The sequence below is a fragment of the Providencia rustigianii genome, assembly GCF_900637755.1.
Lineage (GTDB): Bacteria > Pseudomonadota > Gammaproteobacteria > Enterobacterales > Enterobacteriaceae > Providencia > Providencia rustigianii.
In genome coordinates, this window is sequence record NZ_LR134396.1 from 3,065,111 (window position 1) to 3,087,457 (window position 22,347).

Annotated in this window: 18 protein-coding genes and 1 riboswitch; of the genes, 13 read left to right on the forward strand and 5 right to left on the reverse strand. The window is 43.3% G+C overall.

Annotated features, from left to right (window positions below; translation table 11 throughout):
• Position 1: 1 nt before the first annotated feature.
• Positions 2-535, reverse strand: a complete 534-nt coding sequence (rppH, locus tag EL244_RS14050; protein ID WP_006814083.1) for an RNA pyrophosphohydrolase — start codon at positions 533-535, stop codon at positions 2-4.
• Between the two features lie 113 nt (positions 536-648).
• A riboswitch (TPP riboswitch) is annotated at positions 649-743 on the forward strand.
• A gap of 61 nt (positions 744-804) precedes the next feature.
• On the opposite strand from rppH, the gene thiB reads away from it, so the two are divergent.
• The 6 genes from thiB to rluA all read left to right on the forward strand — a co-directional run bounded on the left by thiB (position 805) and on the right by rluA (position 10,445).
• Complete coding sequence (gene thiB, locus EL244_RS14055; protein WP_148668983.1) at positions 805-1,809, forward strand: thiamine ABC transporter substrate binding subunit; 1,005 nt, start codon at positions 805-807, stop codon at positions 1,807-1,809.
• Positions 1,785-3,389, forward strand: coding sequence for a thiamine/thiamine pyrophosphate ABC transporter permease ThiP (gene thiP / locus EL244_RS14060; RefSeq protein WP_126461700.1), 1,605 nt, complete (start codon positions 1,785-1,787; stop codon positions 3,387-3,389). Before thiB ends, thiP begins: the two co-directional genes overlap by 25 nt.
• A complete protein-coding gene (thiQ, locus tag EL244_RS14065; protein WP_126461703.1) occupies positions 3,382-4,080 on the forward strand; it encodes a thiamine ABC transporter ATP-binding protein ThiQ in 699 nt (232 codons plus the stop codon). Before thiP ends, thiQ begins: the two co-directional genes overlap by 8 nt.
• A gap of 73 nt (positions 4,081-4,153) precedes the next feature.
• Complete coding sequence (locus EL244_RS14070) at positions 4,154-6,505, forward strand: DNA polymerase II (RefSeq protein WP_126461706.1); 2,352 nt, start codon at positions 4,154-4,156, stop codon at positions 6,503-6,505.
• 322 nt (positions 6,506-6,827) lie between these two features.
• Entirely contained in the window at positions 6,828-9,734 is a 2,907-nt protein-coding gene (gene rapA / locus EL244_RS14075) for an RNA polymerase-associated protein RapA (protein ID WP_006814089.1), read from the forward strand.
• Positions 9,735-9,794: 60 nt separating this feature from the next.
• Positions 9,795-10,445 (forward strand): bifunctional tRNA pseudouridine(32) synthase/23S rRNA pseudouridine(746) synthase RluA, encoded by a 651-nt coding sequence (gene rluA, locus EL244_RS14080; RefSeq protein ID WP_006814090.1) that lies wholly within the window; start codon positions 9,795-9,797, stop codon positions 10,443-10,445.
• A 153-nt stretch (positions 10,446-10,598) separates the two neighbouring features.
• On the opposite strand, the gene djlA is transcribed toward rluA, so the two are convergent.
• Complete coding sequence (djlA, locus tag EL244_RS14085; RefSeq protein WP_006814091.1) at positions 10,599-11,414, reverse strand: co-chaperone DjlA; 816 nt, start codon at positions 11,412-11,414, stop codon at positions 10,599-10,601.
• 251 nt (positions 11,415-11,665) lie between these two features.
• Here djlA and lptD point away from each other — a divergent pair, with 251 nt between their 5' ends.
• From lptD to apaH, 6 genes are all read left to right on the forward strand, one after another.
• Positions 11,666-14,038 (forward strand): LPS assembly protein LptD, encoded by a 2,373-nt coding sequence (gene lptD, locus EL244_RS14090; protein ID WP_126461709.1) that lies wholly within the window; start codon positions 11,666-11,668, stop codon positions 14,036-14,038.
• A gap of 69 nt (positions 14,039-14,107) precedes the next feature.
• A complete protein-coding gene (gene surA, locus EL244_RS14095; protein WP_006814093.1) occupies positions 14,108-15,430 on the forward strand; it encodes a peptidylprolyl isomerase SurA in 1,323 nt (440 codons plus the stop codon).
• Positions 15,411-16,406, forward strand: a complete 996-nt coding sequence (pdxA, locus tag EL244_RS14100; RefSeq protein ID WP_006814094.1) for a 4-hydroxythreonine-4-phosphate dehydrogenase PdxA — start codon at positions 15,411-15,413, stop codon at positions 16,404-16,406. The genes surA and pdxA overlap by 20 nt, the downstream gene beginning before the upstream one ends.
• Positions 16,403-17,212, forward strand: coding sequence for a 16S rRNA (adenine(1518)-N(6)/adenine(1519)-N(6))-dimethyltransferase RsmA (gene rsmA, locus EL244_RS14105; RefSeq protein WP_006814095.1), 810 nt, complete (start codon positions 16,403-16,405; stop codon positions 17,210-17,212). The genes pdxA and rsmA overlap by 4 nt, the downstream gene beginning before the upstream one ends.
• Positions 17,213-17,230: 18 nt before the next feature.
• Positions 17,231-17,608, forward strand: coding sequence for a Co2+/Mg2+ efflux protein ApaG (gene apaG, locus EL244_RS14110; RefSeq protein WP_006814096.1), 378 nt, complete (start codon positions 17,231-17,233; stop codon positions 17,606-17,608).
• A 2-nt stretch (positions 17,609-17,610) separates the two neighbouring features.
• On the forward strand, positions 17,611-18,438 hold the full coding sequence (gene apaH, locus EL244_RS14115; RefSeq protein ID WP_006814097.1) for a bis(5'-nucleosyl)-tetraphosphatase (symmetrical) ApaH: 828 nt from the start codon (positions 17,611-17,613) through the stop codon (positions 18,436-18,438).
• Between the two features lie 74 nt (positions 18,439-18,512).
• Here the strand turns inward: apaH and folA are convergent, their stop codons facing one another.
• Positions 18,513-19,007: a type 3 dihydrofolate reductase gene (gene folA, locus EL244_RS14120; RefSeq protein ID WP_126461712.1), complete on the reverse strand. Its 495-nt coding sequence runs from the start codon at positions 19,005-19,007 to the stop codon at positions 18,513-18,515.
• Between the two features lie 203 nt (positions 19,008-19,210).
• Here folA and EL244_RS14125 point away from each other — a divergent pair, with 203 nt between their 5' ends.
• Positions 19,211-19,825 carry a LysE family transporter gene (locus tag EL244_RS14125; protein ID WP_006814099.1) on the forward strand — a complete coding sequence of 205 codons (615 nt, stop codon included), beginning with the start codon at positions 19,211-19,213 and terminating at the stop codon, positions 19,823-19,825.
• A 55-nt stretch (positions 19,826-19,880) separates the two neighbouring features.
• Here EL244_RS14125 and ftsP read toward each other — a convergent pair whose 3' ends face one another.
• Together ftsP and EL244_RS14135 are read right to left on the reverse strand one after the other, a co-directional pair.
• The gene (ftsP, locus tag EL244_RS14130) at positions 19,881-21,296 is read right to left on the reverse strand and encodes a cell division protein FtsP (protein ID WP_126461715.1); all 1,416 of its coding nucleotides are present in this window, start codon (positions 21,294-21,296) and stop codon (positions 19,881-19,883) included.
• Positions 21,297-21,582: 286 nt separating this feature from the next.
• Positions 21,583-22,311 (reverse strand): 1-acylglycerol-3-phosphate O-acyltransferase, encoded by a 729-nt coding sequence (locus EL244_RS14135; RefSeq protein ID WP_112837326.1) that lies wholly within the window; start codon positions 22,309-22,311, stop codon positions 21,583-21,585.
• Positions 22,312-22,347 lie beyond the last annotated feature (36 nt).

Genomic DNA, 22,347 nt, shown 5'->3' on the forward strand with positions numbered 1-22,347 from the left:
CTTACTTTGCTCCGCGCCTACGATTATTAAATACGGGTCGTTGTGGTAATTTTTGTTCCTGCAAAGGCATAACAACCGGAGCGAATTCTTTCATAACACGGCGATAAACTTCCCGTTTAAAAGAAACCACTTGCCTAACAGGATACCAATAACTCACCCATCGCCAGCCATCAAATTCTGGCGAGTTACTGCGCTGCACGTTTATATCAGCTTCATTACATTGGAGTTGAAGTAAAAACCAACGCTGTTTCTGCCCAATACAAACAGGTTTTGTATCCCAACGCACCAAACGCTTAGGTAATTTGTAACGTAACCAATTACGGGTAGATGCCAGTAACCTGACGTCTTTACGCTGTAGCCCGACTTCTTCGTATAATTCACGATACATCGCTTGTTCTGGTGATTCCCCTGGGTTGATGCCCCCTTGAGGAAACTGCCAAGAATGCTGACCATAACGGCGAGCCCATAAAACCTGCCCTTGCCGATTACAAATTACAATTCCTACATTCGGGCGGTAGCCATCATCATCGATCACTAGACTACCTCAATAACCAAATTTGAAAGATGCCTAATTGTTTCACACATACCCAAACTGGTAAACCTATATCAATACAGTTTGCAGATATGGATGAAGTAATTACAATAGTCTACGTCTCAACGGGGTGCCAGATTTTGGGCTGAGAAATAACCCGTAGAACCTGATCCGGCTAATACCGGCGTAGGGATTTGAGCTACCGCCAGTAAATGACTGTTTCGGTGCCCTCTCAAATCCTGTGTGTTTTTATGATTTACGCAGGAAAAACAATGGCTAAAAATACATTTTTCACGTCCCTAATTACCCTTAGCGCTTTGAGCTTCGCCGCTTTTTCGTGGGCAGAAAAACCAACGCTAACGGTCTATACCTATGATTCATTTGCTGCCGAGTGGGGTCCCGGCCCTCAAATTAAAAAGAATTTTGAAGCCCAATGTGACTGTGAGTTGAAGTTAGTCTCCCTTGGGGATGGCGTGGCGCTACTGAACCGACTTCGAATGGAAGGCAATAAAAGTAAAGCCGATGTGATTTTAGGTTTAGATAACAACCTGATGGATTCAGCAGAAAAAACCGGTTTATTTGCACCTGCTGATATCAAAACTGACGCACTCAAACTCCCTATCGAGTGGAATAGCGAAACATTTATTCCTTATGATTATGGCTATTTCGCTTTCATCTACGATACCAATAAAATTAAGCAGCCACCAAAGAGTATGAATGAGCTGCTGGATGAAAAAAATAATTGGAAAATCATATATCAAGATCCTCGAACTAGCACTCCGGGCTTAGGCTTAATGCTGTGGATTGAAAAACTGTATGGTGATAAATCTGCTGATGCATGGAAAAAAATGGCAGGTAAAACCCTGACGGTCACAAAAGGATGGAGCGAAGCTTACGGGCTATTCCTAAAAGGTGAAGGTGACTTTGTTCTTAGTTATACCGCATCACCGGGCTATCAAATTCTTAATGATAAAAAAGATAATTATGCAGCAGCATTGTTCGCTGAAGGGCATTATATGCAAGTGGAAGTAGCGGCAAGATTAAAAAATGCCCCGCAACCTGAATTAGCGAAACAGTTCTTACAGTTTATGCTAACCCCTGAATTCCAAGGTACATTACCAACAACTAACTGGATGTACCCGGTTATCGATATGCCGCTCCCTGAAGTGTATAACGTGCTACCACTGCCGACTAAATCTCTACAATTTAGCGCACAAGAAGTTGCCAAAGACCGCCAAGCTTGGACTCGTTTATGGCAAACCGCCGTCAGTCGTTAATTAATGTCACCTTATTGCCGGGGGCATTCGCCTCCGCTTTATTGATCACTGTTGCGCTACTAGCTTTTGGCGCGCTGTGGTTTTTTGCGCCTGAAATTTCGCTCAGTGAAATCATCCACGATGAATATCTCTGGCACGTTATCGGTTTCACTTTTTGGCAAGCTTTACTGTCAGCGGTATTTTCCGTTCTTCCCGCAATTTTGTTAGCGAGAGCCTTGTACCGCCGACGATTTTTAGGTCGCACACTGTTACTTCGGCTGTGTGCTATGACCTTAGTGCTTCCCGTATTAGTGGCTGTATTTGGTATTTTATCGGTCTATGGGCAAACTGGTTGGTTAGCAAAACTATGCCTATGGATTGGCTTGGAATATGACTTCTCGCCTTATGGTTTACGCGGGATTTTATTGGCACATATTTTTTTCAACATGCCACTCGCAACACGCATGCTTTTGCAATCATTAGAAAATATTGCAATTGAACAACGTCAAAGTTCTGCTCAGTTAGGCTTTAATGAGTGGCAGCAATTTACTATTTTGGAATGGCCTTATTTACGTCGACAAATGTTGCCCACTGGTGCGCTCATTTTTATGTTGTGCTTTGCCAGCTTTGCTACCGTGCTAGCACTCGGAGGCGGTCCCGCAGCAACCACTATTGAGTTAGCGATTTATCAAGCCTTGAGTTATGACTTTGATTTGGGTCGAGCCACTCTCCTTGCCTTAATTCAGCTCATATTCTGTGTCGGCTTAATGTTAATTTGTCAAAAAATAAACCACTCTTTTTCTGTTGGCTTTAGCCATCAAACTCAATGGGTTGACCCCGCTGATAATCTTTTTCGACGTGTTCGCGATACCTTACTGATCATTTGTGCCATTTTATTGCTGATCCCACCGCTACTGGCGGTTGTCGTTGATGGGTTAAACAGTCAATTATTGAATGTGCTACAGCAGCCTGCATTATGGCAAGCAACCTTAACATCCGTATTTATTGCTATATGTGCTGGCGTATTGTGCGTCACATTAACGTTAATGTTACTGTGGAGCAGCCGTGAATTACGTCTGAGAAATGCCCTACGCTTAGGGCAAGCGATTGAGCTCAGTGGGCTAATTATTTTAGCCATGCCGGGTATTGTTTTGGCAACCGGATTTTTTATCTTTTTTAATGAAACCGTGGGAATTCCTGAAAGTCCGTATCCTTTAGTGATTATGGCCAATGCGTTACTTGCTATTCCTTATGCCTTAAAAGTATTAGATAACCCAATGAAAGATCTGGCTCAGCGCTATAATCCCTTATGCCAATCATTGGAAATCAGCGGATTTAACCGATTTAGGATCATTGAATTTAAAGCACTACGCAAACCTATTGCCCAAGCTTTAGCCTTTGCTTGCGTCATTTCTATTGGGGATTTTGGGGTTGTGGCGCTATTTGGTAATGAGGATTTCCGTACGCTACCTTATTATCTCTACCAACAAATTGGGGCTTATCGCACCAATGATGGTGCAGTCACCGCAATGTTATTATTGCTACTGTGTTTCTGCTTATTTAGCCTACTTGAACGCATATCGGGGAAAACCAATGATTGAGTTAACAAATTTGGATTATCAATATGATGACCTGAATATGCGCTTTAATTTTGCCATTGAAGCGGGAGAACGTGTCGCCGTCATGGGTCCCAGTGGCGCAGGGAAAAGTACCCTACTCAGCTTAATCAGTGGTTTCCAATTTTCTCGTAGCGGCAACATAACATTAAATGGGGTAGATCATACTTTTACGCCTCCCGCTAAGCGCCCTGTCTCAATGTTATTTCAAGAAAATAATCTGTTTGCGCATTTAACAGTGAGACAGAATATTGGGCTTGGGTTACAACCCAGTTTGCGTCTCAATCAATCGCAAATGACGGAAGTCGAGAAAATGGCGCAGCAAGTTAGCCTTAGTGAATGTCTTGACCGTACCCCAGCGCAGCTTTCTGGTGGTCAAAGACAACGTGCAGCTCTTGCCCGCTGCCTAATACGTAATCAACCTATTTTATTGTTAGACGAGCCTTTTTCAGCCCTCGATCCTGCATTACGCAGCGAAATGCTGCAATTACTCAATGATGTTTGTTCAAACAAAGCTATCACGTTGCTGATGGTATCCCACAATATTGAGGATGCATTACAGATAGCGCCACGGTGCATCGTGGTTGCCAACGGTGAGATTGTCTATGACGGAGGGACACTGTCATTGATTCAAGAAAAAAGCGTTGCTGCCGAATTGTTAGGGATTTTCAATTAACCCAATAAATAATACTGTATAAATTCACACTATTCGCGTATATTAATCGTAGATTATTTACGCGAGTTTCCTTATGTACTTATCCAACTTTCCTACTGAAAAAGGTTTTATCCTCAGTCGACATTGGAGAGACACCCGTTATGGTGTCGAGGTTACCTATTGGTTACTCACCGATACTCAGCCGCAGAAAGTGACCGTTCCTTATCAACAGGCCATCGGTTTTTTGCCTGAATCAAAGCTTCCTCTTGTTCGCCACCTTATTGAAGGGCAAGCAGACATCAGCTATCGCGCCGTTGAACTTAACGATTTTAATCGTGAAAAAGTCTACGCTATTTATTGCCAGCAATATCGCCAATTGCAGAATCTAGATAGAAACTGTAAAGAGCTGGGCGTGGAATTACTTGAAACCGATATTCGCCCTTGTGAACGCTACCTTATGGAGCGTTTTATTACGGCCCCAGTCTGGTTTTCCCGTAATCAACAAGGAAAGTACCAATTAAAACCCTGCGAAGAGTATCGCCCAACCATCCAAGCAGTTTCTCTGGATATCGAAACCAGCCAACATGGGGAGCTTTACTCCATCGGGTTATCGGGTTGCAATGATAATGTGGTGTTTATGCTGGGCCCTGACCAAGGTCCTGCGTTAAATACAGACCATCGATTGGTGTATGTCACCAGCCGTCCTCAGCTCCTCGAAAAATTGAATGAATGGATACAACACTATGACCCCGATGCCATTATTGGCTGGAATTTAATTCAGTTCGATTTGCAGGTGTTGCAAAAACACGCGGAGCGCTACGGCATTCCGCTACTACTTGGTCGCCAAGGGCGAAAACTTGAATGGCGAGAGCATGGCTTTAAACCGGGGGTCTTTTTTGCCGCTGCGGAAGGTCGGTTAATAATTGATGGTATCGATGCGCTAAAATCCGCCACATGGAGCTTTAGCTCGTTCAGTCTGGAATCTGTTGCTCAACAGCTACTGGGAGAAGGTAAAGCCATCGATACCCCTTATGATCGAATGGATGAAATTAACCGCCGATTTGCTCATGATAAACCCGCGTTGGCTCACTACAATATTCAAGACTGTATCTTAGTTCACCGTATCTTTGAGAAAACAGACTTAATGGCGTTCTTACAAGAACGCTCGAGTGTCACCGGGTTAGCCGCAGATCGCATGGGGGGGTCGGTGGCCGCTTTTTCTCATCTCTATATCCCTCGATTACACCGTTTGGGTTTTGTTGCGCCCCACCTGACTGAGCAAAAATTTCAACTCAATCCCGGTGGATTTGTGATGGACTCCCAGCCAGGTTTGTACGATTCGGTACTGGTTTTAGACTACAAAAGTCTGTATCCCTCGATTATTCGCACCTTTTTAATCGATCCCGCAGGGATGATTGAAGGGCTGGCACACCCTGAACCAGAACACTCCGTCCAAGGGTTTCGTGGTGCGTGGTTTTCTCGCACGACACACTGTTTACCGGATATTGTTAGCCGTATTTGGCAAGAACGTGATAAAGCCAAGCAACAAAAAAATGCCCCACTATCTCAAGCATTGAAAATTATTATGAACGCCTTTGCTGGCGTTTTAGGCGCAGAGGGCTGCCGGTTTTTTGATCCTCGCCTAACCGCATCGATCACTATGCGTGGTCATGAAATTATGCGGGTCACTAAACAGCTTATTGAAGCGCAAGGTTATCAGGTGATTTATGGGGATACAGATTCTACATTTGTTTGGCTACGAGAAGCTCATACGGATGAACAAGCTCTAAAAATTGGTTATATGCTGCGTGATCATGTCAACCAATGGTGGAAACAACATTTAAAACAAGAATGGCAACTTGATGGGGTTCTCGAACTGGAATATGAGACCCACTATCGCCGCTTTTTAATGCCAACCATTCGTGGAACTGACCAAGGAAGTAAAAAGCGCTATGCAGGCCTAAGCCAAGATACGATGGTATTTAAAGGATTGGAAACCATTCGCTCCGATTGGACACCTCTTGCTCAATATTTTCAAAAAGAGCTATATAGCCGTATTTTTCATCGGCAGCCCTATAAAGAATTTATTCGTAGCTACATTCAATCAATTCGTTCTGGCGAATATGACGATCGATTGATTTACCGCAAACGCCTGCGTCGTAAATTGTCAGATTATCAACGCAATGTACCACCCCATGTCAGAGCCGCACGTCAAGCTGACGAATATAATTTGAAATTACAGCGTCCTTTACAGTATCAAAATGGTGGCTGGATCAGCTATCTAATGACTCAAGCAGGACCTGAGCCGCTGGAAATTTTAACGGCTCCCCCAGACTATGAGCACTATATTCTCAAACAAATCAAACCCATCGCCGATGGTATTTTACCGTTCCTGCATGATGACTTTGATACTATTTTAACTGGGCAAATCAACCTACTGTTTTAAAATGCATATAAAAGAGCAAATTGTATAATTCTTATTATAGGTGGCGCATTTTTAACAGGTGACGATAAGCGAATGTTGAATTAATATAACGCCCCTTTGATATATCGACCTTCAATGTACGCAGTTTGGTGGGATAATCGGTTATACTCATCATAAATTGAGTGGCCCAACGCGTATTATTAAAGGGCTATAACTGCCTTAGCAGCAAAAATAATAAAAATTCGTATCACCCTTGTTTATATCAACACTGGGCAAAGACACTAATTAGCTGTCTTAAAAATCTAAAAACAAACAATCAAAATTATGGAATTAAATTAAACCTATGCCATTTACTCTTGGTCAACGCTGGATCAGCGACACAGAAAGCGAACTTGGATTAGGCGCCGTTGTGGCAGTTGATGCCCGCATGGTGACGTTACTTTTCCCTGCAACAGGTGAAAACAGACTTTACTCACGCAATGATGCCCCAATTACCCGAGTTATGTTTAACGAAGGTGACACCATTACCAGCCATGAAGGCTGGCAACTTCAAGTTGAACATGTTCAAGAAGATGAAGGGTTACTAACTTATATCGGTACTCGCTTAGATACCCAAGAAGCGGATGTCAGCCTAAGAGAAGTTTTTCTTGATAGCAAACTGACCTTTAATAAACCGCAAGACCGACTATTTGCTGGTCAAATTGATCGCATGGATCGCTTTGCGTTACGTTTCCGTGCACGTAAGTTCCAAAGTGAGCAAGTCAAACACCAAGCCACAGGGCTACGTGGTATTCGTGCTAGCCTTATTCCACACCAGCTCCATATTGCCAATGAAGTGGGTAAACGCCACCATCCCCGCGTTCTCCTTGCGGATGAAGTTGGTTTAGGTAAAACCATCGAAGCGGGTATGATTATCCATCAACAACTGATGGCCGGTCGTGCTGAGCGCGTGTTAGTTATCGTTCCTGATAGCTTGCAACACCAATGGCTGGTGGAAATGCTACGCCGCTTTAATCTCCGTTTTTCTCTGTTTGATGATAGCCGTTATAGTGAAGCGCAACACGACAGCGATAACCCATTTGAGACCGAGCAATTAGTTCTATGTTCACTGGATTTTGTGCGCCGCAATAAACAACGTTTCGACCAATTAGTCGAAGCTGGCTGGGATATGATGGTCGTTGATGAAGCCCACCATTTACAGTGGAGTGAAAATGCGCCAAGCCGTGAATATCAAGTCATTGAAACTCTTGCGGAACATATTCCATCAGTATTGCTATTAACCGCGACCCCTGAGCAACTGGGCCAAGAGAGCCACTTTGCTCGCTTACGTCTGCTCGACCCAAGTCGTTTTCACGATTATCAAGAATTCATCGCTGAACAAGAAAATTATCGCCCTGTTGCTGATGCTGTTTCACTTCTATTATCTGGCGATAAATTAACAAATGATCAGCAAAATCTGCTGAGTGAATTGATCAAAGAGCAAGATATTGAACCTCTTTTAAAAGCCGCGAATCTCGATGGCGACGATAGCCAAGTTGCACGCCAAGAGCTGATTCACATGCTGATGGATAGACATGGAACGAGCCGTCTATTATTCAGAAACACCCGTAATGGTGTGAAAGGCTTTCCACGCCGTGAACTTCACTCTTTAAAAATGCCACTGCCAACCCAGTACCAAACAGCGATTAAAGTTGCGGGTATTATGGGTTCGAAAAAGGATTTGGAAACTCGCGCTAAAGAGATGCTATATCCAGAGCAGATTTACCAAGAGTTTGAAGGTGAAAATGCGACTTGGTGGAACTTTGATCCACGCGTTGAATGGCTAATGGGTTTTTTAACTGCAAATCGTCAAGAAAAAGTTCTGGTAATTTGTGCTAAAGCCGCCACTGCATTGCAACTTGAACAAGTTCTTCGCGAACGTGAAGGTATCCGTGCAGCAGTATTCCATGAAGGTTTATCCTTACTGGAACGTGACCGTGCAGCAGCTTATTTCGCTTCTCAAGAAGAAGGTGCGCAAGTTTTATTGTGTTCTGAAATTGGATCTGAAGGTCGTAACTTCCAGTTTGCTAACCAGTTAGTGATGTTTGATTTACCATTCAACCCAGACTTACTGGAACAGCGTATTGGGCGCTTGGATCGTATTGGCCAAACTCGTGACATCGTTATCAACGTCCCTTATTTAGAACATACAGCGCAATCTGTATTGCTCCGTTGGTATCACGAAGGTCTCGATGCCTTTGAGCACACTTGCCCAACGGGTCGCGCCATCTATGATAAATATTATCAACAACTGTTGCAGTTTATGGCCGAGCCAACCATGACTGAAGGGTTTGATGAGTTTATTAAAGCCTGCCGTGAAGAGCACGATGCATTGAAATCGCAATTGGAGCAAGGCCGTGACCGTCTGCTCGAAATGCACTCCAATGGCGGAGATGCAGGTAATAAATTAGCTGAAGAAATTGGTGAAGGTGATAACGAAACCGAGCTGGTAAACTTTGCACTTAACCTGTTTGATATCGTTGGGATCAACCAAGAAGATAAGAGTGATAATTTAATTATCCTGACCCCATCGGATCATATGCTAGTTCCTGACTTCCCGGGGCTACCACAAGATGGTTGCACCATCACGTTTGACCGTGAACAGGCATTATCGCGTGAAGATACTCAATTTATCAGTTGGGAGCATCCGATCATCCGTAATGGTTTAGATTTGGTCTTATCAAGTGATACCGGAAGCTGCGCCGTTTCGTTATTGAAAAATAAAGCGCTGCCAGTCGGAACATTACTGACTGAGCTCATCTACGTTGTTGAAGCTCAAGCACCAAAACAACTGCAAATTAGTCGCTTCTTACCAGCAACACCGGTACGTTTGCTGGTTGACTTAAAAGGCAATAACTTGTCATCTCAAGTCGAGTTTGAAAGCTTTAACCGTCAGCTAAATGCCATTAACCGCCATATGGCGAGTAAACTGGTTAATGCGGTACAAAGCGAAGTCCATTCAGTACTACGCCTGTCCGAACCGATGGTGGAAAAAGAAGCTAAAGTCATTATTGAGAATGCTAAGGAAGCGGCTGATAAAGCGTTAACGCTGGAGCTTTCTCGCTTAGAAGCACTAAAAGCGGTTAACCCAAATATTCGAGATGAAGAACTCGATATTATCGAAGAAGAGCGCCAGCAGCTGATGACGAATATCGACCAAGCCACATGGCGCCTCGACGCTATCCGCTTAGTTGTCGTTACCCATCAGTAACTAGCTGACAATACTGGGTATTTTTCACTAATACCCAGTATCCCCTAAAGGATAATTATCATGCTGCCCTACAATCCACCCACGGATCCTTGGCTACACATACTCTACCAAGATGAACACATCATCGTAGTCAACAAACCCAGTGAATTGCTGTCCGTTCCGGGAAAAGCTCCCGAGCACCATGACAGTATTATCAGCCGAATTCAGCGAGATCATCCAGCGGCGGAATCTGTCCATCGCTTAGACATGGCAACCAGTGGTGTCATGGTTGTGGCTTTAAATAAAGCAGCTGAACGGGAGCTAAAACGTCAGTTTAGAGAGCGTGAGCCTAAAAAACATTATGTTGCACGGGTTTGGGGGCATTTGGAAAATAAAGAGGGTTTAATCGATTTACCGCTGATTTGTGACTGGCCAAATCGACCAAAGCAAAAAGTGTGTTTTGAAACCGGAAAATCGGCACAAACCGAATACCAAGTTTTAGAATATGAAGAGCAAGCCACTCGGGTAAAGCTGTCCCCCATTACAGGTCGCTCCCATCAATTACGTGTGCACATGTTAGCATTAGGACACCCTATTTTAGGGGATAGATTTTATGCCCATGAAGAAGCATTAGCACTGGCACCACGTTTGCAATTACATGCTCAGGAGCTCTATATCACACACCCGGCCTATGGCACACCGATGCATTTTACCTGCCAGCCTGATTTCTAATGCAATTTAAGTCGCTTAACTTTTAACTCCCGTACCGATATTTTCAGACTACTGCAAGGCATCAATTAAGCGAATCCCTAGGGCGTAGATAGTGACGAAACTAGGGTTCATGAATAACGATAACAACGCAGTAGTGTAAAATATGCTGGAAAACTATTTAAAGCCAAGCTCTTTTTTGACTAGGTCATAAGCCGCTTGAATTGACTGCGCCTTTTGTTTAGCAATTTCCATCATCTCTGGTGGCAACCCTTTTGCCACCAGTTTATCTGGATGGTGCTCACTCATTAATTTACGGTAAGCCCGCTTAATTTTAGTCGGTTCATCATCCGCAGAGACACCTAGCACCTTGCAAGCATCTTCAAGAGTCGGTCCACTAGACTGCTGATAATACCCACCGGATTGCTGTTGAGAATACCCCTGACCAAATTGTCGACCACTTTGGATCATATCCAAATATTGTTCGAACTGAACTTTCGATATCCCCAATTCTTCCGCAATAATAAACAGCACTTTTCTTTCATTCGGATGCAATGTTCCATCCGCAAAAGCCGCCTGTAATTGAATTTCCAGAAACATCTGAATCAGGTCGAAACGACCATAGCAAGCCATACGCAATTGCTTTAGCACATTGCGCAGTGGAAAGTCTGGCGATTTGCCTTCCCTAAAAGCTTGCTGAGCCGCTTTACGTGTCTCACCAAGGAGCTGCATTCTATCCATCAAATTTGACGCTAACTGAATATCAGTCTCTGTTACACGCCCTTTTGACTTGGTTAAATGCCCTAAAATTTGGAAGGTGCTCGCAAAGAAAATAATTTGGCGGTCTCGTTTATTTATTGCGCCAGCAAACTTACGCTGTGCCGATGCTTTATCAAAACCGTGACCAATAAGTAAACCAGCTAACGCTCCCCAGAACCCTAACCCAGAGACGATCGCGAGTATCACCCCAATAATTTTGCCCCAATAGTGCATATATCCCTCAATTCTTCAATGCTCAGAATTCAATTTTGCATTATCATACTATTCATTCTGCTCTTGTGCATAACGACTCTGTTCATAAATATCGATAACTCATTAAGTATGAGCTCAGTATTTTATGTGCATAACGATAAGGTACCTAACTACGAGCGCAATAGTTTTTATATTATACTGGCGCAAACGGGTTGGCTAAGTTAGTCTTTGAGCGTTTGCCGACTGTGCCAATTTGACGGACTACATATTTAATGATGAAAAAAAGCTATCCAACAATAATCGCCACCATGGTATGGGCGGCTATTTATAGTCAGCAGGCGCATGCTGACCTCGCAGAACAATGTATGCTTGGTGTTCCTGTTTATGACAAACCTATTGTCACTGGCGATCCAAATAGCTTACCTATTGAGATCCACGCTAATGATATGTTCGGTGAGTATCCAAGCTTCGTGGAATATACTGGCAACGTCGACATTCAGCAGGGCAACCAAACCCTGACTGCGGATAACGTCAAATTAACCCAAAATCAAAAAGCAGGCGAACTCCCTGTTCGTGAAGTTACTGCCACCGGAAATGTCCATTATGACGATCCGCAAATTATCCTAAAAGGTCCTTCCGCTTGGTCTAACTTAGATAATAAAAATACCGATGTGGATGACGGCAACTATATGATGGTTGGTCGTCAAGGTCGCGGTGAAGCGAAAAAAATGAAAATGCGTGGTGAAAATCGCTATTCCATTATGGAAAACGGGACTTTCACCAGCTGCTTACCGGGTAATAGCAGTTGGAGCGTCGCGGGCTCAGAAGTGATTATTGATCGCGAAGAGGAAGTCGCTGAGATTTGGCATGCACGCTTTAAGATAGCGGATATCCCGGTATTTTATAGCCCATATATGCAGTTACCAATTGGTAGCAAGCGCCGCTCTGGTTTCTTGATCCCAATGGGTAGTTATTCCAGCAATGACGGTTTAGAGTTTACTCTCCCTTATTATTGGAACATCGCCCCGAATTATGATGCAACCATCACACCACAGTTTATGACCCACCGTGGCGTTAAGTTAAATAATGAATTCCGTTACTTAATTACGCCGGGTACGGGTACTGTCGCATTTGATTTTTTAAATCATGACCGCGCCTATATTAAAGATAAAGAGAGTGGTAAACGTGACGCTCGTGAGAGCGATGATCGTTGGTTATTATACTGGCGTCATTCTGGTACCTATGCCCAACATTGGAATTTCGGCGCTGACTTTACCAAGGTCAGTGATCCTCAATACTTTACTGACTTTAGCTCTCAGTATGGTAGTACTACGGATGGTTACGCCACACAGAAATTTAATGTCGGCTATTCCGATACCAACTGGAATATGAACGTTACCCACAAACAATTCCAAGTGTTTGTTGATGATCCTAATCGACGCGCCTATAAAGCTGAGCCACAAGTTGACTTCAACTATTATAAAAATGATATCGGAATGGTTGATTTCCACACTTATGCTCAAGCGGCACGCTTTACCAGTGTCGGCGAAAATAACCCAGATGCAACCCGTTTACATATTGAACCTGAAGTTAGCATGCCGCTATCCAATGGCTGGGCGCAGATGAACAACAGTTTTAAACTGATGGCGACCCATTATGATCAGGATATTCCGAACTCAAACAAAGATTCCAATCTAGAAAAAAATGTCACTCGCGTACTCCCCATGTTTAAGAGTGATGCGAAAGTGGTATTTGAGCGTGACCTATTCCAAGGTAGTGATTTTGTTCAAACTTTAGAACCTCGAGTTCAATATCTATATATTCCTTATAAAGATCAGGACAATATCAATAACTACGATTCCTCCCTATTGCAATCGGATTATTCAGGGCTATTTCGTGATCGCATCTACAGTGGGCTTGACCGTATAGCTTCAGCAAACCAGTTTACCACCGGTGTAACCACTCGAATTTATGATGAATCCCTTGCGGAACGTTTTAACTTCTCCGTGGGTCAAATTTATTATTTAGAGCGTCCTCGGGCAGGTAATTCTACGCTGAAAATCGATGATAAGAGTGATACCGGCTCATTAATGTGGGCAACCGATGCGATGTGGCACATTGATGAGAACTGGGGGATTCGTGGCGGATTACAATATGACCGTCGCCTCGGCAGTGTCACCATGGGGAATGCAGTCACAGAATACCGCTTCGATGCAGATAGATTAATTCAATTAAATTACCGTTTTGTTGATCGCGACTACATTCAAGCGACCTTCCGTCGTGAGGATACTCAAGGTGGTTATACCTATACTTTACCTGAATACCAGCAAGGTATTTCCCAAATCGGTACTGTTTTAAGTTGGCCATTAAGCGAGCGTTGGGGCTTTGTGGGCTCATACTACTATGATACCAAGCAGCAACAACCAGCCAGCCAATTGGTGGGATTACAGTACAATACTTGCTGTTGGGCGGTGAATTTAGGCTACGAACGTAAGATTGTTGGCTGGCAAAAAGAGAAATTCAGCAGTGAATATGATAATAAATGGTCAATTAATGTGGAACTTAGAGGCCTAAATAACAATCATAGTTTAGGTAGTCAGGAGATGTTGAAACAAGGTATTATGCCTTATCAACGTGCTTTCTGATAACCCGCAACATAAAGATCACGATTAGCCCGCAACATGCGGAATCAAAGTTAATTTTATAGGACCATTATGAAGAATTGGAGAACGCTTATTCTGGGACTGGTGTTCGCAAGCTCTGCTAGCTTAGCTGCGCCACAGCAAATGGATAAAGTGGCTGCGGTTGTCAATAACGGAGTTGTGCTGGAAAGTGACGTCCAGAATATGATCAATACCGTTAAGTTAAATGCGCGTAACTCAGGTCAGCAAGTTCCTGACGACCAAACTCTGCGTAGCCAGATCATCGAGCGTTTGGTGATGGATAACATCATGCTACAGATGGCTAACCAAATGCAGCTGAATATTCCTGAAGAAGCAGTTAATGCTACGATTGAAGATATCGCCCGTCAAAATGGCTTGACCCTCGCACAGATGGAAAAACGTCTAGTTGCTGACGGTATCAACATGGCTAAATATCGCAGCGAAATTCGCAAAGAAATGTTATTGGCCGAGGTTCGCAATAACGAAGTTCGCCGTCGTATTACCATTCTTCCTCAAGAAGTGGATGCGTTATCTAATCAGATGGATTCTCAAGCAAATGCTGAAATGGGCGTTAATTTAAGCCATATATTAATCCCTCTGCCAGAAAACCCAACGCCAGAGCAACTTGCAACAGCCGAAGCATTAGTTAGCAAAGTGTTGTCTGAACTGAAAAAAGGTTCTGACTTTGGTAAGTTAGCAATTGCATACTCTGCAGATCCTCAAGCCTTAAAAGGCGGGAATATGGGTTGGTCACGTCTGCAAGAACTGCCGGTTGTTTTCTCTGATCAGCTAAAAAGCTCGAAGAAAGGCGATATCGTTGGTCCAATTCGTTCAGGTGTCGGTTTCCACATTCTACGTGTTAATGAAATCAGTGGTGGTAGCCAACAGCCAATCTCAGTTACCGAAGTTAAAGCTCGTCATATCTTGCTGAAATCATCCCCAATCATGGATGATACAATGGCAAGACAGAAATTGACTCAGCTTTCTCAAGAAATCCGTAACGGTAAAATTTCTTTCGAAGAAGCGGCTAAAGAAAACTCAGAAGATCCAGGAAGTGCATTAAAAGGCGGTGAATTAGGTTGGAATATGCCTGATGTTTACGACCCTGCATTCCGTGATGCACTGATGAAACTGAAAAAAGGTGAAATTAGCCAACCTGTTCCTTCAAGTTTTGGCTGGCATTTAATTCAGTTAGAAGACACTCGCAATGTTGATAAAACCGACGCAGCGAAGAAAGATCAAGCATACCGTTTGCTGTTTAACCGCAAGTTTAATGAAGAAGCACAAACTTGGATGCAAGAACAACGAGCTGCAGCTTATGTGAATATCGTCGATGGTCGTCAAAACCAATCAAATGATGAAAACGCAAAATAAGCCTATTGTAATAACCCCCGGCGAGCCTGCCGGGGTTGGTCCGGATTTGCTCATTCAGTTGGCTCAACAAGCATGGCCTGTTGAGCTGGTTGCTTGTGCAGATCCGGAGTTGCTTGTACAACGAGCAAAAATACTGAACCTGCCATTAACGCTACAAGAATACTCACCAAATCAACCGCAATCAGCCTCTGTTTCTGGTCATCTCACTATTCTTCCCGTTACCCTTGATGCGCCAGTGAAAGCTGGAGTTCTCAATGTTAAAAACGGTGAATATGTTACCCAAACATTAGCTAAAGCTTGCGATGGATGCTTATCCGGGGAGTTTTCGGCACTTGTAACAGGTCCTGTACATAAAGGGATTATTAACGACGCAGGGATCCCGTTTAGTGGGCATACCGAATTTTTTGCAGACAGAAGCCACTGTGAAAGAGTCGTGATGATGCTGGCTACTGAAGAGCTTCGTGTGGCACTCGCCACTACACATCTTCCGCTAAAAGATGTTTCTGCCGCCATTACCCAGCAAAGTTTGCATGAAGTCATCACCATTTTGCACCACGATTTGCAAACCAAGTTTGGCATTGAAGATCCACACATTTATGTTTGTGGGCTAAATCCTCATGCCGGTGAAAGCGGACATATGGGAATGGAAGAGATCGATACCATCATTCCAGCCCTTGAAACACTGCGTCAGCAGGGGATCACATTAGTGGGTCCATTACCTGCAGACACTCTTTTTCAACCTAAGTATTTAAATGATGCAGATGCAGTACTTGCTATGTATCACGATCAGGGACTTCCTGTGCTAAAATACCAAGGTTTCGGCAGAGCGGTAAATATTACCCTCGGTCTGCCATTCATCCGTACCTCTGTCGATCACGGCACAGCGCTAGAATTAGCCGGTACGGGTCAAGCCGATGCTGGTAGCTTTATTACCGCATTAAAGTTAGCTATCCAAATGACACAAAAGAATTCATGAATAATAGAGTCCATCAGGGGCACTTCGCCCGCAAACGTTTCGGGCAGAACTTTTTAACTGACCAATTTGTTATCGACAGTATCGTCGATGCCATGCATCCACAACCAGGGCAAGCCATTGTTGAAATTGGCCCCGGTCTCGGCGCATTAACCGAACCTGTCGGTAGCCGAATGGATAAAATGACGGTAGTAGAATTGGACCGCGATCTGGCGGCACGTCTGCACGTCCATCCACAACTCAAAGATAAACTGACGATTATCCAGCAAGATGCCATGACCGTTGATTTCGGCGAGCTCGCAAAACAAGCTGGGCAACCTATTCGCGTATTTGGTAACTTGCCATATAACATTTCAACGCCATTAATGTTCCACCTGTTTACATTTACCAATTCAATTTCAGACATGAATTTCATGCTGCAAAAAGAAGTGGTAAACCGTTTAGTAGCTGGGCCTGGTAGTAAAGCGTTTGGACGTTTAAGCGTCATGGCTCAATATTACTGTAATGTTGTTCCTGTACTTGAAGTTCCACCGACATCATTCACGCCAGCACCGAAAGTGGATTCTGCGGTGGTAAGATTGATCCCTCATCGCGAAAATCCATATCCGGTGAAGGACATTAAAATGTTGAGCCGTATTACGACTCAAGCATTTAACCAACGTCGTAAAACTATCCGCAATAGTCTTGGGGATTTGCTGAGTGTTGAGCAGCTAATTGAGCTGGGTATCGATCCCGGTACTCGTGCTGAAAATATCTCTGTAGCGCACTATTGTAAGATGGCAAACTATCTGTCTAACTTGTCGGAATAGAAAATCTGAGGAGGCACAATGCTGAATGATCCCAATGTGAGCATCCAAGTTCAAAGTGTCTACATAGAAAGCCAGTCACAACCTGAAATCGCCCGCTATGTATTTGCTTATACCATTTGCATCCGTAATTTAGGGCGAATTCCCATACAATTAATGAGCCGTTATTGGCTCATTACCAACAGTGATGGTCATAAAACTGAAGTTCAAGGTGAAGGTGTTGTAGGTGAAAAACCTGTCATTTTACCGGGAACTGAATATCGATATACCAGTGGGGCAATTTTAGAAACGCCAATGGGTACGATGGAAGGCTATTACGTTATGCTTAGCGATCAAGGGGTCAACTTTCATGTTGATATCCCCGCTTTTCGACTCGCTATACCAACGCTGATTAATTAATTATGTCCACATATATTGTAGGTGATATACACGGTTGTTACCGTGAGCTGCGTGAACTTCTAGAGAGCGTTAATTTCGACCCTCAGCAGGATACCTTATGGCTAACTGGCGATTTGGTCGCTCGGGGACCTGACTCTCTACATGTCTTACGCTACGTAAAAAGCCTCGGTTCTGCCGCTCGTCTGGTTCTTGGCAACCATGATCTGCACTTGATTGGCATCTACTGTAAAATCAGTCGTAACAAGCCAAAAGATAATTTAGATGAATTACTCAACGCTCCGGATATTGATGAGTTAATCAATTGGTTACGCCGCCAGCCATTACTTCAAATTGATGAAGATAAAAAAATCGTGATGACCCATGCCGGTATCACGCCTCAGTGGGATATTGAAACCGCGAAAATGTGCGCGCGTGAAGTTGAAGCCGTTCTTTCTAGCGATGCCTACCCACTCTTCATCGATTCCATGTATGGTGATATGCCAAACAATTGGTCTGATAGCTTGATGGGACTGGGTCGATTACGCTTTAGTACCAATGCACTCACTCGCCTACGTTATTGCTTCCCTAATGGGCAGTTAGATATGATCTGCAAAGAAAGTCCAGCTAAAGCACCTCCACCATTAAAACCGTGGTTTGCGTTGCCGAGTAAATTCCCGAAAGATTACGCCATTTTCTTCGGTCACTGGGCTTCTTTAGAAGGTAAATTTACGCCTGAAGGGGTTTATGCAATAGATACGGGTTGCTGCTGGGGAGGTGATTTAACACTTTTCCATTGGGAAACAAAAACGTTTCATCGGCAAAAATCCCACCAAAAGCGCCGTAAAGAGTAATTCCATACCCGCTAAATAGCAAAATGGCACCCACGCGGTGCCATTCTTAACTTTATAAAAAACTAAAGTCAGGCTTAAACTCTTCTCGTCAACACTTCAAAACAAAAACCATGGGAGTTATTTTCATCAGCTTCATGGTATTCAGTAAAAATAGAATCCCACTCATCGGGTTCATACGCAGGGAAATGGGTATCCCCGATAACTTCTGCATCCACATGTGTTAAATACAGCTTGTTCGCCATTGGTAAAAATTGTTGATAGACTTTACCACCGCCGATCACCATGATTTCATCACATCCTTCAACGGCTTTCGCTGCTTCTAATGCTTCTTCTACGGATTTCACCCAGATCACACCTGCATCGGTGCCAGCTTGGCTACTTAAAACAATATTCACTCTTTGAGGCAATGGACGACCAAGCGCTTCATAGGTCACACGCCCCATAATAACGGGTTTATTCAATGTTTGGCGCTTAAACCATGCCAAATCTCCCGGTAAATTCCAAGGCATCGCATTTTCCATGCCGATAACCTGATCGAACGCCATTGCTGCGATTAAGCTAATATTCATCTAACCACCTTAGAAACTAAATATAAAAAATTGAGCACACTATACGGAAAGAGGCATACTTCGTCGACTAAATTTAATCTTCCTTAAATAGGATGCAATCCCTTATACTCAAACAGCTAACTTCAATACATAAAACAACATTTATACCGCTTTTAGTCCCTTATTACTCAGTTTAGTTCAACGCAAAATAAAGAGATTATATTATGTATCAGACCAGTATCATGGTCGCGACCATTGCAGCCCTAGGCATGCTATCTCCAGGTCCTGATTTTTTCCTTATCATAAAAAATTCCGCACGCTACCAACGGTCCGCTGCCATGATGACAGCATTAGGCATTATCGTCGCGATAGCATTACATATGTCTTATTGTGTTGCTGGGTTAGCGGTGTTAATTACCACCACGCCTTGGCTATTTAATGTATTAAAATATGCCGGAGCGGCTTATTTAATTTGGATAGGTATTAAAAGTTTGATGCCTCAGTCGGCACAACAAGTGGACTTGAATTTAACGCAACATGAGCGTGTTTCATTCAAGAAAGCCTTTATGCAAGGTTTTCTATGTAATGTATTGAACCCTAAAGCGACACTATTCTTCTTGGCTATTTTTACCCAAGTTTTAAGTGTGGACTCAACATTTTCTGAAAAACTGTGGTTTGCATTTATTATCTGGGGATTAGCCGTAATTTACTGGCCAATTTTAGTCTTACTGATTCAAAGTGCACCCGTCAGGAAATGGCTATCAAAAGTGCAGAAATATGTCGATAAGGTACTTGGTGTGGTGCTTGTCGCATTTGGTATCCGTGTGGCACTTAGCTAGTCCAATCACACTAAAAAATAAAAGCCCCAATATTATTTGGGGCTATAAATATCAGTTAATTCACTTCATCTTGTGGCGTGATAACCAGCTGCCCAGCAGAGCCTAAATCAGCCTTTTCTAAATTTTGGCTATAAAATAAGAATGGAAAATGGTTATAAGAAGGTTGCAGCATTTGTACCAATAACTCACAGCGCCCATCAATCCATACCGTATCTTTCCAACCAAAGTTTTCTGGTTGAGCAGGTTGCCCATTACAGCTAATCAGTTTAAAGCGCACCCCCTCGATATGGAAAGATTGAGGCTGTTGGCTCGTGACGCTCCAGCGTTCCCAATTACCTTGGCGGCTCGTAATATCCACGCGGTTAGTATCAAGTGTCGCACCATTAATACCAATCGGATCATTGAGCTGTATATCGCGATTGGTGATCGTCGAGGTAATTTGGGTTTTATCTTCCACTAATTGAGCAGGGACATCATCAGTAACTAACGACATTAATCCGGTTGCTTTGATGGTCAGCACATTCGTTGAAATCAGGTTATTTGATGGCTCAAATAGTCCTTTAACACGATCCATAAAGGATGCTGATTCACCGGCTGTGATCGTTAACTCTTGGGTTTTTGCCATATCAATTAAGACTTCTCGGCGCTCCCCCGGAGCCATAGATAACTCTTGTGCACTTACAGGTACAGTCAATATTCCCTGATCTGATGCAATCATCACAAATGGTCGACCATCACTGATTTTCATGACATAACGTCTTGAATTTGAAGCATTCAATAATCTTAGGCGTACCCAACCGCGAGAGACTTCAATATAAGGGTCTTGCACACCATTCACGAGCAGAGTATCCCCAAGGAACCCCTCGTCATTCGCGTGATAATCTGGAGCACCAAAATTATCTAAACGCTTATCTTGGATAATAATAGGAAAATCATCAACACCATAGTGCTTTGGAAGCCGTAAGTTTTTCGTAAATTCATCATCAATGATCCACATACCAAACAGACCATCATGGATCTGTTGCCCCATTTTTCCTTGGGTGTTGGCATGGTACCAAAGTGTCGCCGCATTTTGGCGAATAGGCATAACTGGTGACCAATCCGCATTTGGCGAAATCAGCCTAGCCGCGCCACCAATCTGAGTGCCCGGTATTTGCAACCCACTGATTGTCATCGAAACCGCTTCAGGTAACCTATTGCTATAAATCAGTTTTAAATCATCGCCATTTTTTACTCGTACCGTCGGACCAGGTGATGAACCATTAATCCCCAAGATCTCGGCGGAATATTTTCCATCAAAAGACCAATGAATCTTTTGTAATGTGAGAAAAAGTGGCTGCCCCGAACGAGATTCTAATAATGGAGGAACTGGGAGTGCTGTAGTCCCCTCCGCGCTCACATTACCTGAAATATGGAATAGGCATACAGCCAATCCACTCACCAGCAAGGATCGGCAACGACTGAATGACATAAATTCTCCGCTAAATAAAATACCAGCAAATTATTTTAATAAATCATAAAAATAGAGTTATTTATATGAGTAGTTTTAGGTTGGCGCTGGTAATCCTACTACTTAGATACAATAATTTTATCCTGAGATAATTTTGCGAGCCATGATATCGCGAAAGAGAATTAAATTCTAAAAATATATCTATTAATAATTAAAATTTAACTAATTTGAAATGAAATAATTTGACTGGAAAGTAGGCGACAGAGTGCTAGAAATAAATGCTCTATCGCCTGATATAGCCTAGATATTAACGCTTATTCAACGCTTCAACTTCTTTATCTAACTCTTTGATTTTAGCTTCCATCAGGTCATGGCAATATTCAGATAATTCTCTGACCTGCTCTTTGGTATAACCGGATGTATCGATAGGCTCCAACATTTCGATAATCACATGTCCATTATTCCAACGATTGAGCTTTATTTTTCCTTGAGTGGTCGAAACACACACGGGAACAATCGGAACCCCAGCGGCAATCGCGGCATGAAATGCCCCCGTCTTAAATGGCAGCAACCCACGCCCACGGCTACGAGTACCTTCAGGGAACATCCATACCGAAATTTTGCGAGATTTGATTTGGTCTGCAACTTGAGAAATTGTGTTATGGGCTTTTGAACGGTTACCACGGTCAATTAAAATATTTCCCGTAATCCAATATAAGAACCCAAAGAAGGGGATCAGAACGAGGCTTTTTTTACCCACTGTCACGGTTCTTGGTTGAACACCATTCGACATCGTCACCATATCGTAGTTATTTTGGTGATTTCCAATATAGATACTTGGACCATAGTTCTTAGCTTTAGCTGGAACACGGTCAATCATTTTGATACCTAATACCGATGATAAACGACCAAATGCATGTCCGAACGTCATCACGTGTTTTGGGTTACGCGGGCTAAATAAGCAATAAATACTGCCGCCAACACACACCAAAATGGTAAATATAATAACAATGATAGCTCTAATTAGCGCTAGCATAAGATTCCTTAACTTATTCAAAGGGCTTGAAACAAG

What these genes read in the sequence shown, in the direction of transcription:
- thiQ (WP_126461703.1), top strand. Translation starts at nt 3,382, where the DNA reads ATGATTGAGTTAACAAATTTGGATTATCAATATGATGACCTGAATATG.
- thiB (WP_148668983.1), top strand. Translation starts at nt 805, where the DNA reads ATGGCTAAAAATACATTTTTCACGTCCCTAATTACCCTTAGCGCTTTG.
- pdxA (WP_006814094.1), top strand. Translation starts at nt 15,411, where the DNA reads ATGATGAAAACGCAAAATAAGCCTATTGTAATAACCCCCGGCGAGCCT.
- thiP (WP_126461700.1), top strand. Translation starts at nt 1,785, where the DNA reads ATGGCAAACCGCCGTCAGTCGTTAATTAATGTCACCTTATTGCCGGGG.
- EL244_RS14135 (WP_112837326.1), bottom strand. Translation starts at nt 22,311, where the DNA reads ATGCTAGCGCTAATTAGAGCTATCATTGTTATTATATTTACCATTTTG.
- lptD (WP_126461709.1), top strand. Translation starts at nt 11,666, where the DNA reads ATGATGAAAAAAAGCTATCCAACAATAATCGCCACCATGGTATGGGCG.
- surA (WP_006814093.1), top strand. Translation starts at nt 14,108, where the DNA reads ATGAAGAATTGGAGAACGCTTATTCTGGGACTGGTGTTCGCAAGCTCT.
- djlA (WP_006814091.1), bottom strand. Translation starts at nt 11,414, where the DNA reads ATGCACTATTGGGGCAAAATTATTGGGGTGATACTCGCGATCGTCTCT.
- apaG (WP_006814096.1), top strand. Translation starts at nt 17,231, where the DNA reads ATGCTGAATGATCCCAATGTGAGCATCCAAGTTCAAAGTGTCTACATA.
- apaH (WP_006814097.1), top strand. Translation starts at nt 17,611, where the DNA reads ATGTCCACATATATTGTAGGTGATATACACGGTTGTTACCGTGAGCTG.
- ftsP (WP_126461715.1), bottom strand. Translation starts at nt 21,296, where the DNA reads ATGTCATTCAGTCGTTGCCGATCCTTGCTGGTGAGTGGATTGGCTGTA.
- rluA (WP_006814090.1), top strand. Translation starts at nt 9,795, where the DNA reads ATGCTGCCCTACAATCCACCCACGGATCCTTGGCTACACATACTCTAC.
- EL244_RS14070 (WP_126461706.1), top strand. Translation starts at nt 4,154, where the DNA reads ATGTACTTATCCAACTTTCCTACTGAAAAAGGTTTTATCCTCAGTCGA.
- folA (WP_126461712.1), bottom strand. Translation starts at nt 19,007, where the DNA reads ATGAATATTAGCTTAATCGCAGCAATGGCGTTCGATCAGGTTATCGGC.
- rapA (WP_006814089.1), top strand. Translation starts at nt 6,828, where the DNA reads ATGCCATTTACTCTTGGTCAACGCTGGATCAGCGACACAGAAAGCGAA.
- rsmA (WP_006814095.1), top strand. Translation starts at nt 16,403, where the DNA reads ATGAATAATAGAGTCCATCAGGGGCACTTCGCCCGCAAACGTTTCGGG.
- EL244_RS14125 (WP_006814099.1), top strand. Translation starts at nt 19,211, where the DNA reads ATGTATCAGACCAGTATCATGGTCGCGACCATTGCAGCCCTAGGCATG.